General features: G+C 40.0%; 14 protein-coding genes. 4 read left to right on the forward strand and 10 right to left on the reverse strand.

Annotated elements, in window-relative coordinates; all coding sequences use genetic code 11:
* Positions 1-93 precede the first annotated feature (93 nt).
* The 3 genes from J7E81_RS11555 to J7E81_RS11565 form a co-directional block, all read right to left on the reverse strand.
* Entirely contained in the window at positions 94-372 is a 279-nt protein-coding gene (locus tag J7E81_RS11555) for a DUF3986 family protein (RefSeq protein WP_215042347.1), read from the reverse strand.
* Positions 373-581: 209 nt separating this feature from the next.
* Positions 582-1,043 carry a hypothetical protein gene (locus J7E81_RS11560; protein ID WP_215042348.1) on the reverse strand — a complete coding sequence of 154 codons (462 nt, stop codon included), beginning with the start codon at positions 1,041-1,043 and terminating at the stop codon, positions 582-584.
* A 112-nt stretch (positions 1,044-1,155) separates the two neighbouring features.
* Entirely contained in the window at positions 1,156-1,500 is a 345-nt protein-coding gene (locus J7E81_RS11565) for a hypothetical protein (RefSeq protein ID WP_215042349.1), read from the reverse strand.
* Positions 1,501-1,893: 393 nt separating this feature from the next.
* Here J7E81_RS11565 and J7E81_RS11570 point away from each other — a divergent pair, with 393 nt between their 5' ends.
* On the forward strand, positions 1,894-2,157 hold the full coding sequence (locus J7E81_RS11570) for a hypothetical protein (RefSeq protein WP_215042365.1): 264 nt from the start codon (positions 1,894-1,896) through the stop codon (positions 2,155-2,157).
* Between the two features lie 183 nt (positions 2,158-2,340).
* Here the strand turns inward: J7E81_RS11570 and J7E81_RS11575 are convergent, their stop codons facing one another.
* Complete coding sequence (locus J7E81_RS11575; RefSeq protein ID WP_251028600.1) at positions 2,341-2,703, reverse strand: hypothetical protein; 363 nt, start codon at positions 2,701-2,703, stop codon at positions 2,341-2,343.
* Positions 2,704-3,086: 383 nt separating this feature from the next.
* On the reverse strand, positions 3,087-4,007 hold the full coding sequence (locus J7E81_RS11580; RefSeq protein WP_215042351.1) for a hydroxymethylglutaryl-CoA lyase: 921 nt from the start codon (positions 4,005-4,007) through the stop codon (positions 3,087-3,089).
* Between the two features lie 121 nt (positions 4,008-4,128).
* On the opposite strand from J7E81_RS11580, the gene J7E81_RS11585 reads away from it, so the two are divergent.
* From J7E81_RS11585 to J7E81_RS11595, 3 genes are all read left to right on the forward strand, one after another.
* The gene (locus J7E81_RS11585) at positions 4,129-5,328 is read left to right on the forward strand and encodes a CaiB/BaiF CoA transferase family protein (protein ID WP_215042352.1); all 1,200 of its coding nucleotides are present in this window, start codon (positions 4,129-4,131) and stop codon (positions 5,326-5,328) included.
* 49 nt (positions 5,329-5,377) lie between these two features.
* Positions 5,378-6,754, forward strand: coding sequence for an MFS transporter (locus J7E81_RS11590; RefSeq protein WP_215042353.1), 1,377 nt, complete (start codon positions 5,378-5,380; stop codon positions 6,752-6,754).
* A gap of 117 nt (positions 6,755-6,871) precedes the next feature.
* Positions 6,872-7,546, forward strand: a complete 675-nt coding sequence (locus J7E81_RS11595) for a GntR family transcriptional regulator (RefSeq protein WP_215042354.1) — start codon at positions 6,872-6,874, stop codon at positions 7,544-7,546.
* 319 nt (positions 7,547-7,865) lie between these two features.
* Here the strand turns inward: J7E81_RS11595 and J7E81_RS11600 are convergent, their stop codons facing one another.
* From J7E81_RS11600 to J7E81_RS11620, 5 genes are all read right to left on the reverse strand, one after another.
* Entirely contained in the window at positions 7,866-9,152 is a 1,287-nt protein-coding gene (locus J7E81_RS11600) for a Zn-dependent hydrolase (protein ID WP_215042355.1), read from the reverse strand.
* A gap of 116 nt (positions 9,153-9,268) precedes the next feature.
* On the reverse strand, positions 9,269-10,465 hold the full coding sequence (locus J7E81_RS11605) for a M20 metallopeptidase family protein (protein WP_251028601.1): 1,197 nt from the start codon (positions 10,463-10,465) through the stop codon (positions 9,269-9,271).
* Between the two features lie 13 nt (positions 10,466-10,478).
* Entirely contained in the window at positions 10,479-11,201 is a 723-nt protein-coding gene (locus J7E81_RS11610) for an amino acid ABC transporter ATP-binding protein (protein WP_215042356.1), read from the reverse strand.
* A complete protein-coding gene (locus tag J7E81_RS11615) occupies positions 11,198-11,860 on the reverse strand; it encodes an amino acid ABC transporter permease (RefSeq protein ID WP_215042357.1) in 663 nt (220 codons plus the stop codon). Before J7E81_RS11615 ends, J7E81_RS11610 begins: the two co-directional genes overlap by 4 nt.
* A 64-nt stretch (positions 11,861-11,924) precedes the next feature.
* A complete protein-coding gene (locus tag J7E81_RS11620) occupies positions 11,925-12,755 on the reverse strand; it encodes a basic amino acid ABC transporter substrate-binding protein (RefSeq protein WP_215042358.1) in 831 nt (276 codons plus the stop codon).
* Positions 12,756-13,465 lie beyond the last annotated feature (710 nt).

Consider the following 13,465-nt stretch of genomic DNA (forward strand, 5'->3'; position numbering starts at 1 on the left):
ACAGCCTTGCTTTGGAGCTTTGGAATACAAATCTATCAAAGATTCGTATAGAGTTTCTAAACGCTGTTGCGGCCATCATCATCAACCAATAATTTAAATTATTTTATTTAAGGATAACCACTCTTTAAAATGCTGTACTCCAATATCATAGTCAATTTCTTTATTGTAAATGGAAAATATTCTTGTTCCGAATGGATCTAATGTTAGTTCCTTTTCTGAGGTAAAATTTTTTCTAATACCAAACACGCTAAAATCAAAGAATACATCCCATATATCTTCAGTTTTTCTTTTTAAAGCTATGGACTCATAATCACATTTTTCATCGTAATAACCTAAATGTAGATGAACTTTATCATCATACAAAACGTCCATTTCTACACCTCTTTTATTTATGTATAAATAATGTGGTTTTGGCCTTGGAGTAGTTCCCTGATCGCAGGGGTGCTCATTCGCATATTCCTAGTGTTAATAAAAAAAGCTGCCTTTAGACAGCCTTCATACCTTGATTGAACTTAATTTAAAATATGTCCTTCTTATATAAAATAAAGACACAAGATAAACACCTGGAGAATTTCAATTATTTATATCCCAAGGTGATATAAATAATAATGACCTTTAGATAAACACTCTGAAAATGCAATAATTTGATTAAATTGCTTAATTACTTCATCTCGGTTGATGACAATCTTGTCATAACCTCCATCCTGCTCATTGTCCCCATCCACATAATTCACTGTAAGGAAAAGGGGATCAGGTGCATTACTGAATAAATCCTTCCAAGAAGTAAAAATACTCTTTAACCTAATGGAAGATTCATTATCAAATAACGTTACACCGTAATAGTTAATTCCCAAACCAATGGGATTTTCTAGCTTAGCTGGATTTTTACTAGGAACCCATACTAATGTGTCCGATATGTATTGGATGATATCATCATGAATCACAACTTTGTCAATGATGCAGTTATCTTTGCCTTTATTGCTCCAAAAACCCTTTAAATCGGTTGTGATAGGAATTAGATAAAACCTATGTTTTAAGCTCATATATATCTCCTTACACCTATTCCAAAGCTTATAGTGATACTAGCCTTAACAAAGCGTTTTTTAGTTACAAGATAAGAAACTGAACTTACCTATTAAGTGCTCTAAGTAAAAGTCAGAATTCCAAGCCAGAATATAATCTAGCAGATGTAGAAGGAGAAAAACTTACTTTAAATTTAGCACCGAGTTCTTTCTTCACTTTTTCTGTAAGCTGTTCACCTAGTTTATTATGCCTGTTCTCCAATTCAATACCGTTGGGTCTCAATGTATCTTTATTCCAATCAATCCATTCGCCATACATCATAGCCCATCTCATAACTTCTTCTTTTAAATCCTCTGAAATCGGAACTTCCTCAATATCGAAGTTATACCCACATATATTACACCAAATAGGGTCTGCCCCCACATCACCTTCCACTTTTAAATCATCAGTCTCCTTGTGTTTGCAAAAACATTGCATAAACCATATGCACTCCTTTACGCCAGGGATATTTAGATGAAACCATTAATATATAGTGGGACATTGCCTCTAATAACACTTCTTCTTTTTGTTTCCCGCATAAAATTAAGGGTTTAGCTATTATATTTATTACCTTTTAAGACAACTTAATCAAAAAATTTGACTGGTAAAGGTTTTTCAGGTCGAATAAATCCGCCAGTAACCGGGGGCTATCCGCCAGTGAAATGAGTGTACCGCCAGTAACCGGGGGCTATCCGCCAGAGAAGTGAGTGAATTCAATATGATAGTAAAAACTCTAACCTTTTATCACCAAAAAAAGAAATAAACCCTTTAATCCTATTGTTTAACAATAGGATTAAAGGGTATAAATATATCGACAAGGAGGATGATATTATGAATAAGATTGTTAGCACAATAGCCATCGGTGGAGCCGCTTATCTGTTGAGGAATAAGGAATCTCGCTCTAAAGTCATAAATCAACTGAAAAGCATTGTCTCTCCAGAAACCATCGAAAAGATAAAGAACCAATTCCTATCACTGTCCAACCAAACCTTAAAAGAGAATTCTGACCAGCCGAAGTTATTAGAATCTTCGTCCGGCCCAACAGCAATCCCGGATTACGTAACTACAGCAAGGGCTAATACAGGCAGGCCCTAATGATATCAACAAATTATTACATTTTAAAAAGGAACAGTTTAATGGTAACGGGTTCTCTTGAAGGGGAGTTTTGTAATAAAAACACAACCTTTCACACCCGTTTCAGCAAATAGTTTGAAATGCAAAAAAGAGCATCGATTTTCGATGCTCTTTTAGTATGAAAATGTTTTAAGTGTTACTCATTTAATTCCCTATATATTCAATCTTAGTCCAATCCACATTTTTATCCATTTCATATGTCTCTGGGGACTTCTTATGATTCACACGTAATTTATCATTTTTAATCCATTTGATTTGAAATTGGTCATCCGAAACAAATGAGTTTCCAGATTTATTTGGAAGCTTCTCGTCCGAATCCAAAAGTGATAACTGATATAAGGCCCCTATTGTAGTACCACAATCTCGCTGAGAAATATAAGCTACTTTATCTCCATTCGGTGACTGTAGCTTTTGAACAATCTCGTTCGCACACATATCTCCGAATAGTTTATCAAGTAAATAACTTCCAGCAAAATAAAGACCATTTAAAATTATTGCGGTTATCAAAACTCTAGATAACAAAATCGCATCAATTTCGGCATTAACATAAATCATTGTACGATGCTAATTTTATGCTAAATTGAGTGCGATTTTTTGTTCTCAAGTCAGTAAAGATGGCTGTTTCTTTTATTGTTTATGGAATTGAAACAGCCAGAGTTTTATCTTGTTTATTTGAGCTCCAGTTCAACTGCACCTGTCAGTTCATACTTTGACATGATATTAGATTTGATCCTCCTCCCTTCAAACTTCAGCTTTCCTTCACAATCTGGTCCACTTTCACTCTGTGAATAAACTGGAACCTCAAACATGCGGAGTGAAGTTTTGATAATTCCGTTCTCTTAATGTTTACTCAGCCATTACAAATTTTCACCTGCTACATCTTACCATTTTCATTTAGATGAATTTTCATAAGGCAAAGATGGTAATCGTATGGGTCCTGCTTTCATGACAAGGCCATCGAGTTTGCGTTTGACTTGCTGTTCGGTCCATTTGGAGGTCTCAATTAAACCATCTAGGTCGATCCCTGTGGAAATTCCCATGGACTCAGTCATATTCACTAAATCTTCCGTGCAGACATTGCCAACGGCTAATGGAGCATAAGGACAGCCGCCAAGCCCTCCGATGGAGCTATCGAACCGTGTAACCCCCAATTGAATGGCGGCCAAGACGTTGGCAAGCCCCAATCCTCGCGTGTTATGGAAGTGCAGAGAGATGGGTTCGTCTGGAAAGTGGAGATTGACCTCTTGAATCATGTGCTGAACGTGTTTTGGATTGGCCAACCCGGTCGTATCTGCGAGGCAAATTTGACAATTTCCGAAATTTAAATAGGATTCTATCATTTTCAGCACTCGATCTTGTGGGATCATTCCCTCAAACGGACAACCGAAAGCAGTAGCGATAATGCCTGTTACTTGTTTTCCGGATTGCAATGCTTCTTCAATAGGAGTGGACAATCGTTCAAGAGTATCCCATGTGGGTCGTCCCGCATTTTTTTTGTTGAAGGTATCAGAGGCGGCAATGGCAAAATGAATATCTGTCAAGTTTTCCAAACGAAGTGCTCTTTGTACTCCCCCCGCGCTTAATACCAAACCCGCATATCTCATTCCATTAGCTTTAGGCAAGGCTTCAATAATCTTTTCGGCATTGGCCATTTGAGGAACAAGGTCCTCCCGTACAAAGGAAACACATTCAATTTTTGAAAATCCCAATTTCGATAATTTCGTAATCATGTCGACTCGCTGCTGAACGGATAAATAGGTAGTTTCTGTTTGCAGGCCATCTCTTGGTCCGACTTCGCAGATTTCAATCAAAATTGCACCAACTTTCAAAATATTTTGTATTGCATACAATTTACCAAAATTATATAATTAAAACTATAAAAAATCCATATTATTTTCACATTTGTATACAATTTAAAGGAGATGTTGAAAAATGACAACTGATTTCCCCTTATCCGATCTTCGCGTCTTGGAGCTTGGCTCCTTTATTGCGGGACCTTTCACGGGACGTTTATTTGCCGATTTTGGTGCAGAAGTAATCAAGGTGGAGCCACCTGACCGCCCTGATCCTTTGCGGAAATGGGGAGCTACGATTGACGACAACGGTCTATTCTGGGCGATTCAATCGCGAAATAAAAAGTGCATTAGTCTAAACCTTAGAACGACGAAAGGGCAAGAGTTGCTTAAAAAAATTCTTCCTCATGTAGATGTAGTCATTGAGAATTTCCGCCCAGGGACATTGGAGAAATGGAATTTAGGATATGAGGTCATGCGCGAGATCAACCCTCGTTTAATTTTGGTTCGTACGTCTGGATTTGGCCAAACAGGACCTTATAAAGACCGTGCAGGATTTGGGTCGATTGGCGAGTCCATGGGAGGACTACGTTACGTTACAGGTGAACCAGACCGGCCGCCCGTTCGTGTTGGCATCAGCATTGGCGACTCCCTTGCTGCGATGTATGCCATGATCGGATGTTTAACTGCAATTCATGAGCGGAGCCGCTCAGGAATCGGACAAGTGGTGGATACGGCGTTATACGAGGCTGTATTCGGTGTCATGGAGTCGACAATTCCTGAATATGTGCTGTTGGATCAGCTCCGCGAACGGTCTGGAAACATTCTTCCCGGTGTTGCTCCTTCGAATATTTATAAAACCGGTGATGATTCTTGGATTGCGATCGGCGGAAATGCGGATACCGTGTTTAAGCGACTAGCCGCCGTTATGGGCCAACCCGATCTTGCTAGTGATGAACGCTATGCAACCCATCAAGCAAGAGGGGAAAATCAGAAAGAATTAGATGAACTGATCGAAGCCTGGACCCAAACCAAACCATGCCATGAACTGTTAGAGCTTTTGTCGACTAATGGTGTTCCTGCAGGCCGGATTTATAATGCCAAAGACATGGTAAGTGATCCTCAATTTATCGCTAGGGAAATGATCGTCCCGTTTGAACATCCCGAAATGGGTACATTCCCCATGCCAGGGATTGTACCTAAGTTAAGTCGCACTCCAGGACAAATTCACCACGCGGGACCTACAGGGATTGGGGAACACAACCGAGAAATCTACTGCGATTGGCTAGGAATGGAAGAGTCTGAGTTTCTTACATTGCAATCTGAGGAGGTGATCTAACGCTTATTTTACCGTGGAGGGACCAATCATAAGGGAGGTAGTTATATTAATGGGTAAAGAAGTGCTTGCAGGACCTAGGTTAGACCGCTTACCAATGACCAAAATGCATCGTTCCATTTTGTATCTTTTAGCGGGCGGTGGATTCTTTGACGGATTTGATCTTTATATTGCAGGGTCTGTACTTGCATCCATGGTGGCTTTAAAATTTTCTTCAGTTGCAGAGAATGCATCTTTTATATCAAGCACGTTCTTCGGTTTATTGATTGGGACACTTATTGCTGCAGTAGTCGGTGATCGTTTTGGACGAAAATTCACATTAAAATACTCGCTCTTGGTGTACGGAATCGCAACCATATTATGTGCGGTTTCCCCAACATTTGGATGGTTGATTGTTTTTCGTGTCATCGCGGGTTTAGGTTTAGGGTCCGTCATTGTCGTGGGTTATGGAATGTGGGTGGAGTTCGCTCCGAGGCGAACGAGAGGCTTCTGGACGAGTGCCCTCTCTTTTTTGATCAACCTTTCCCAGCCGGCAGCCGCGTTAGTGGCCTTATATTTAATTCCTGAATATGGCTGGCGGATTATGTTTTGGATTGCTGGAATTCCGCCTATTATTATATGGGCTCTGCAAGTCCGATATTTGCCGGAATCCCCGCGTTGGTTGGAGCAAAAGGGCAAATACGAGGAAGCGGAAAAAGTTCTTGTTCAATTTGAGCAATTAGTTCCTAATCTGGCTCCCGTTGAATCAGTCCGGCAACCTGCTTCAAAAGCGGCGAATCCCAAACAAATCCAATCGATATGGTCTCCTGGCATCCGCAAAATAACTATTATGTCAATTATTATCTCTACGATTATGATGACCACGTGGTATACTTTTACTGCATGGATTCCTACGTTTTTCATTACACAAGGTTTCTCCGAGGTCAAAACCTTTACGTTTTCCTTGGTCATTATGCTTGGTGCGATTCCTGGGAATGCATTGTCCGCCGTGCTAGCCGACCGCTTGGGACGCAAATATACGTTAGCTTTTATTTCTGTTTTTCTGGGCGTCATTGGCCTATTTTATGGCTCGGCGAGCAGCCCTGCCGCAATTATGAGTCTTGGGTTCATCTTTGTAATGGGCGGCAACATTCTAATAGCCATTGTTTTGGCAAGCTACGTCCCTGAATTATTCCCTACTTCAGTTCGGATGACTGGTTCTTCTGTGGCCAATGCCTTTAGTCGGGCTGGAACGATTCTTTCTCCTTATCTCATTGCCTACCTGTTTACCTATGGTGGTCAACATGCCGTTTTCTGGTTTTCCTTTGCTTTATATATAATCATGGCTATCACCATTTTGGTACTGGGCAGTGAGACGAAAAGGCTCAGCCTTGAAGATATTGAACAAAAAGAGATTCTCTTTAATGAAAGCGCTTCACACTCCCTGTAAATTATGATATCGGGAATACCTCTCTTTGCTTAACACCGGGGTATTCCCCTTTTTTATTCCCAATTATGTTATATTTATCTTATTACCTTTTTGAATAAGAAAACGGAGTCGATTAAAATGGCTGATTCGTATGAAACCATCCGCACCTGGATCATTCGGGGCGACTTGCAACCAGGTCAACGATTACTAGAAACCCAATTGGCAGAACAACTAGGCATGAGCCGAACTCCTGTACGTGAGGCTTTACGTCGATTGGAAATCGAGGGACTTATTCAGTTCGCGCCTAACAAAGGGGCTGTCGTTAAAAAATATACAAAGGAAGAACTTAATCACATTTTTAACCTGAGGGTATTGCTGGAGGGTTATGCTGCTCAGCAGGCAGCTCAAAACCGCAAGGAGCATCATTGTGAGGAAATTGCCTCATTGAATGAAGAGTTTGAAACCTTTTATGGTATCGTTAAATCCCAAGGTATAATGGAAGGACATGTCGATAGATTTGTCGCAATCAATGAAAAATTTCATCGTCTAATTTGGAATGCCACCGGAAACCCCCAACTCCTTGTTATGCTCGAACGAATCATGGTAATTCCTCTTGTCTATAAGACGTATGATAAATATTCCTATGAACAAGTTGGGAATTCTCTGTCCGCACATACGACAATTGGAACCGCCATCATCAATAGAGATTCCATACGTGCAGAAATTGCCATGAAGGAGCACATCCTTGCCGGACGTGACTATGCTTTTACTTTTTTGTCTTACCGCCAACAAAATGCGGATTTCCCACGCTAAGCCCTTTTTTCATATAAAAAAGCCGGCCGCTTCCCTTTTTCTCCCTGGCGACCTGTGCAGCAAGCTTAGCTTCAAACGTTGACTTGCGCAGTCAAAGAGTAGAACTAATCATTCCCACACAGTCATCAACAAAAATGGACTGCAAAAGGGTTTTTCTGGAGTCAGGAATGATTGGTTCTGATTTTTGGTTTATCATGGAACGTTTATAAAAAAATTACATGCCGTCTATTGTTAATCTATAGACTGAAAACAGACGGTATGTGATAACTTGTAGCTTGTAGGTATTAGCCACTGAAAAGACGGAATAACACAAAATCATTTATAAAAGTTTTAACGTTGTCCTGAATAGCACCTCGCACCCAAGGGCAACATCTTCAAATGAACTCCATTCATTCGGATGATGACTTATACCATTCTTACTCCTGACAAAAATCATTCCAATATCGGTGAGTTCCCCCAGCACCATCGAATCATGCGCAGCTCCGCTTGGTAATTCATAAACAGGATACTGTAATTCTTTCAGCGAATCTTTTACTGCTTTCATCACGCTTGGTGAACTCATCACAGAAGATAGGGATTGAACCTGCCTAATTTCACACTTTAACCCACGGTTTGCAACTAGGGATTGGATGGAATCATAGATTTTAGTAACGGTATTTATACGGCGCTCATTCGTTATATCCCGAACATCCAGTGTAAAATCCACTCTCCCGGGAATAACATTACTGCTTCCAGGCTTTACTTCCAATTTTCCTACTGTCGCCACACTTCCGCTACTGTCCTGTGCGATTTTCTCAATCGCTAGTATACATTCTGCTGCTGCTGTTAAAGCATCTTTTCTCTCTGTCATCCAGGTCGTACCTGCATGCCCCGCTTCACCTGTAATGGTTACTTCGGCCCATTCTCCACCCGAGATCCCCGTCACGACTCCAACAGCTAAATCTTCATTTTCTAACACTTTTCCCTGCTCAATATGTACTTCAAGATAAGCTTTTACGTCCTTTTTACTTACCTGAGCTTGTTCTATATGGTCTGGATTAATTTGATTAAAATATTCCCCTTCTAGACTGGCTTGCCTCATGGCCTCCAGGTAGGTGATTCCATCTTTATCTTTTGCGGAAGATAAATTTTCCTTTAATTTTTCCGTGACTTCTGTCCCAACTAAGGCGGTGCTGCCTACAAAAGCATAATCAAAACGAGCACCTTCCTCATCGGTTAAAGATACAACCTTTATCGTTCTTTCAGGTTGGATTCCTTTATCTTTCAACGTACAAAGCACCTCAACCCCCATTAGAACACCCATGGCGCCATCGAACCGACCGCCTGAATTTACGGTATCCAAGTGAGAACCAATCAGAATGGCAGGTAATTCGGGATTTTTACCGAGTATTTGCCCAAAAATATTCCCCGCTGCGTCCATATAAGGGGATAAATCCGCTTGTTCCAGTAGTTTCAAGAACATTTTTCGTGCTTCGATATCCTTTTGGTCAAAGGATGTTCGAGTGACCCCGCCATTGTCTCCTTCTCCTATCTTTCCAAATGCCATTATTTGGTTCCAAAGACGGTTTCCATCTATCGTTAAATTCTCCATGAAATTTGCTTCCATATGATTAAATTCTCCCTTCGTTTGAATGTTTAGTATAGAGAAAATCCTGCTGTTTCCTTCCGAAAAAAGCAGGATTCCTTATGTTTTTATTGGTGACGACTGATAAAGTTAACGGTTTATCTCTCCAATAATTTAAGCACGGATTGAACCATTAATTTTACTCCAATTTTAATGGCCTCTTCGTCTACCATAAATTTCGGGTGATGCCAGCCATATTTAATTCCTTTTTCTTCATTTCCTGAACCAAGCCACACATAACAGCCAGGTACTTCTTTTTGGTAAAAAGAAAAGTCCTCACCACCCATGGTTGGTTCTGCCCGTACCGTATTGTCTTTCCCAACAATTGTCTCAGCGGCTGACTGAACAATTTCGGCCACCTGGGCATCATTATAGACAGCAGGCAGTAGAAACTCATACTTAATTTCTACTTCCCCACCATGGGCTGCCACGGTATTTGTAACCAGTTGAGTGAATACCTCATAGATTTTCTTTCTCACTTGTTCGTTAGACGTTCTAACCGTTCCTTTGAGAATCGCCTTATCCGGAATGACATTATTTGTCATCCCTGCTTGGAAGGAACCGATGGTGACAACTGCCGATTCCTTAGAAGAAATCGTACGGCTGACCAATGTTTGCAGCTGACTCACAACGGCACTGCCAATAACGATCGGATCAATGGTTTTCTCTGGAAGCGCAGCATGTCCGCCTTTCCCTTTAATGGTTAGGGTAAAATCATCTACACTTCCCATTAAAAATCCTTCCTTCACACCGATCTGACCAACAGGAAGTTCGGGAACATTATGAAGACCGATAATGGAACTTACCCCCTCCAATAGTCCTTCCCGGATCATAGATTCCGCTCCGCCTTCAAATTCTTCAGCTGGCTGGAACAAGATCCGAACATTTCCAGGGATAAGATCCTTCAATTCTTCTAAAATTACCGCTGCCCCAAGTGCAATCGTAGTATGAACATCATGGCCGCACATATGACTTACACCATCTATTTTTGAACGAAATGGAACATCTGCTTCTTCTTGAATGGGAAGTGCATCAATATCGGCCCGAATGGCAACTGTTGGTCCCTGACCCATTCCCTTTACTTCCGCAGCGGTGCCAGTCGCTAAGCTAAGTGGTATTTGTTGAATCCCATATTCATGTAACCAGCCGTTTATTTTTTCGGTTGTTTTAAACTCTTGATTACTAATTTCAGGATACATATGAAGGTTCCTTCTTATTTCCACTAATTTAGGAAACCATTCTTCTACTTTATCATGAATCATTGAGGTTATTTCTGTTTTTGAAACTTTCACCATATGGGCTCCTCCTCTATCTAATATGCCCTAAAAATTCCTTCGTCCGATCATGCTTTGGATTTACAAAAATGTCTTTTGGAATTCCTTGTTCCATAATATTTCCGCCATCCATAAAGATCACCCGATCCGCTACCTCTTTAGCAAAAGCCATTTCATGTGTAACGACGACCATGGTCATCCCTTCCTTTGCCAACTGCTTCATGACCGAAAGTACTTCCCCGACAAGTTCAGGATCTAGTGCAGAAGTAGGTTCATCGAAAAGCATGATAGTTGGGTCCATGGCTAATGCCCGTGCAATGGCGACACGCTGCTTTTGCCCTCCAGATAAACGGTTTGGATATTCATCCGCTTTTGCTTCAAGCCCCACTTTTTTTAGAAGCTCGATTCCTTTTTTCTTTGCTTCTGCTTTTGTCATTTTTTTCAATAAAACAGGAGCTTCCATAATGTTTTGCAAAACGGTCATATGTGGAAAAAGATTAAACTGCTGAAAAACCATTCCGATCTCTTGACGAAGTTTATTCAACGCAGCCTCTTTGTCTTCTACCATTTTCCCATTAATCGAAATACTCCCACCATCAATTGACTCTAATTGATTCATACAACGAAGGAAGGTACTTTTCCCTGAACCACTAGGTCCTATGATTACCACTACTTCACCTTGTGAAACATGTAAATCGACACCCTTTAAAACCACTAACTCACCAAAAGATTTACTCACATTTTTGCATGTTATCATTCATAAGCACCTACCTTTTTCTCCACTTTTCCAACGATAAATGACATGATCGTAGTAAGCACTAAATAGATTAAACCAACTAATACAAAGATCTCCATATATCGGTACGTACTACTAATGATTTGCTGACCCGTCCTGAGTAAATCGTATAAAGCGATCGTTGATACAAGGGAAGATTCTTTAATTAAGGCAATAAATTCATTTCCCAGAGGCGGAAGCATGCGGCGAAACGCTTGTGGTATAATAACCCGTCTCATCGCTTGTCCATAACTTAATCCAAGCGACCTTGCTGCTTCCATTTGTCCCTTATCAATCGACTGAATGGCGCCCCTGGCAATTTCCGCTATATAGGCAGCTGCATTAAGTGACAATGCGATGCAGGCAGACACAAAAGGCGGCATTGTTAATACGGGAAAAACAGAAGGGATCGCGAAATGGATGATTAATAATTGCACTAAAAGTGGAGTTCCTCTAATCACCCAAATATAAAATCTGCTAATTTGTGAAAATACTTTATTGCTAGAAACACGGCCGAGACCAAAGAGTAATCCTATAATACTTCCTGCTATTACCCCAATAACGGCAATTTCAACTGTTACCAATGCCCCTTGTAATAAGTAGGGAAGATACGTTAATGCAAATGATAGAAAGTCCTTCATTTCCCTCTCTCCTTTTGAAAAAACAAGACGGATAAATCAGCATTCCGATTTATCCGTATCCTTTTTATTCCTTAGATTTATCTGTTCCGAACCATTTCTTACTAACTTCTGCGTAGGTTCCGTTATCCTTTGCAGCTGCAATTGCTTTTTGTAATGCTGCTTCAAGGTCGTTATCACCTTTACGTACAGCAATCCCTACTGGAAGACTTTGGAATGAACTACCTACCACATCAAACGCATCAGGTTTGGACGTTTTGTAGTAACGACCAACCGCTTCTGCAACAATAACTCCCTGTAAACGTCCAAGACCTAAGTCATTAAATACATCTGTATAACCGTTGTATGTCTTTAATTCTTTAATTCCCTTAATCTCTTTCGCTGCACTTTCACTAGTTGTACCTAATTGAACACCGACTGTTTTTCCAGAAAGATCTTCTTTCGTTTGAATCTTTAGTGGATTGCCTGTTTTTACTGCAACCACTTGACCTAATTTCATGTACTCGACAAAATCAACCTTTTGCTTTCTTTCATCTGTAATATTCATGGATGACATAATAATGTCATATCGTTTAGCGTCTAATCCTGGTAAAATTCCATCCCATGCAGTTGGTACAAATTCTACCTTCACACCAAGCTCTTTTGATATTGCAGTTGCAAGGTCAATGTCAAAACCTACTAACTTGTTTTGATCATCACGGTATTCCATTGGTGGAAATGTATCATCTACCGCAATTTTAATAACGCCTTGCTTTTTGATATTTTCATAGGTATTACCTTTGGATCCTTTTTGACTCTGCTCGCTTTTCGATTGTGCAGGTAATTTAGGCTGAGTACCGCATGCAGTTGCCATTAGAGCCACTGCTGCAATTATTAAGAACTGGATGACTTTCTTCATGTTGTTATTCCTCCCCTATTCCACTTTATTCCTTTACTGATTTATCACAGTAAAATGTTTTATTTATGTAATCTATTGTAATTTTATACACAAAAAAATACAATACCTTCAATAAATGTTTGATTAATAAAATTATTTTAATTATTATGATAATAATTAAAAAGGGGTTATTAACCTCTAATCCAAACAAAAAAACACTCACAAACATGGAGAAAACAATGTTTGTGAGTGTTACGTTTAATAATCAATGAGCTATTCCCCCTCAATAGATTCTTATTTTAATATACATTATTCTTTATTGAAAATCGAAGTTTGTTTACATAATAATTTTTAAATGATTTGTGAGCTTTTCCTTTTTCATTACTTTCACTTATTTCATTGTTTAAGCAATCCATCTCCTTTTCTATTAAATTCGGTATGATACAGGGCAACTTTTAACAAGCATTAGTGCTTATTTGGTATTTCTTCGGACAACATCACATTTTTTTGGTTTCCTCTTGTCCGAAGTTGGTTCGACTTCGGACACAACCTCACTCTTTTGGCTTTGTCTTTTCCAAAGTTGGTTCGACTTCGGACACAACCTTACTCTATTGGCTTTGCCTTGTCCGAAGTGGGTTCGACTTCGGACACAACCTCGCTCTTTTGGCTTGGCCTTGTCCAAAGTTGGTTCGACTTCGGACACAACCTCGCTTTCTTAGCTCCTCCTTGTC

The organism is Bacillus sp. ISL-18, assembly GCF_018613415.1.
Lineage (GTDB): Bacteria > Bacillota > Bacilli > Bacillales > Cytobacillaceae > Neobacillus.

Excerpts from the sequence above, each read along its gene's own strand:
- J7E81_RS11605 (WP_251028601.1), bottom strand. The coding sequence starts at position 10,465 with ATGGTGAAAGTTTCAAAAACAGAAATAACCTCAATGATTCATGATAAA.
- J7E81_RS11570 (WP_215042365.1), top strand. The coding sequence starts at position 1,894 with ATGAATAAGATTGTTAGCACAATAGCCATCGGTGGAGCCGCTTATCTG.
- J7E81_RS11620 (WP_215042358.1), bottom strand. The coding sequence starts at position 12,755 with ATGAAGAAAGTCATCCAGTTCTTAATAATTGCAGCAGTGGCTCTAATG.
- J7E81_RS11590 (WP_215042353.1), top strand. The coding sequence starts at position 5,378 with ATGGGTAAAGAAGTGCTTGCAGGACCTAGGTTAGACCGCTTACCAATG.
- J7E81_RS11560 (WP_215042348.1), bottom strand. The coding sequence starts at position 1,043 with ATGAGCTTAAAACATAGGTTTTATCTAATTCCTATCACAACCGATTTA.
- J7E81_RS11585 (WP_215042352.1), top strand. The coding sequence starts at position 4,129 with ATGACAACTGATTTCCCCTTATCCGATCTTCGCGTCTTGGAGCTTGGC.
- J7E81_RS11615 (WP_215042357.1), bottom strand. The coding sequence starts at position 11,860 with ATGAAGGACTTTCTATCATTTGCATTAACGTATCTTCCCTACTTATTA.
- J7E81_RS11565 (WP_215042349.1), bottom strand. The coding sequence starts at position 1,500 with ATGCAATGTTTTTGCAAACACAAGGAGACTGATGATTTAAAAGTGGAA.
- J7E81_RS11555 (WP_215042347.1), bottom strand. The coding sequence starts at position 372 with ATGGACGTTTTGTATGATGATAAAGTTCATCTACATTTAGGTTATTAC.
- J7E81_RS11610 (WP_215042356.1), bottom strand. The coding sequence starts at position 11,201 with ATGATAACATGCAAAAATGTGAGTAAATCTTTTGGTGAGTTAGTGGTT.
- J7E81_RS11595 (WP_215042354.1), top strand. The coding sequence starts at position 6,872 with ATGGCTGATTCGTATGAAACCATCCGCACCTGGATCATTCGGGGCGAC.
- J7E81_RS11600 (WP_215042355.1), bottom strand. The coding sequence starts at position 9,152 with ATGGAAGCAAATTTCATGGAGAATTTAACGATAGATGGAAACCGTCTT.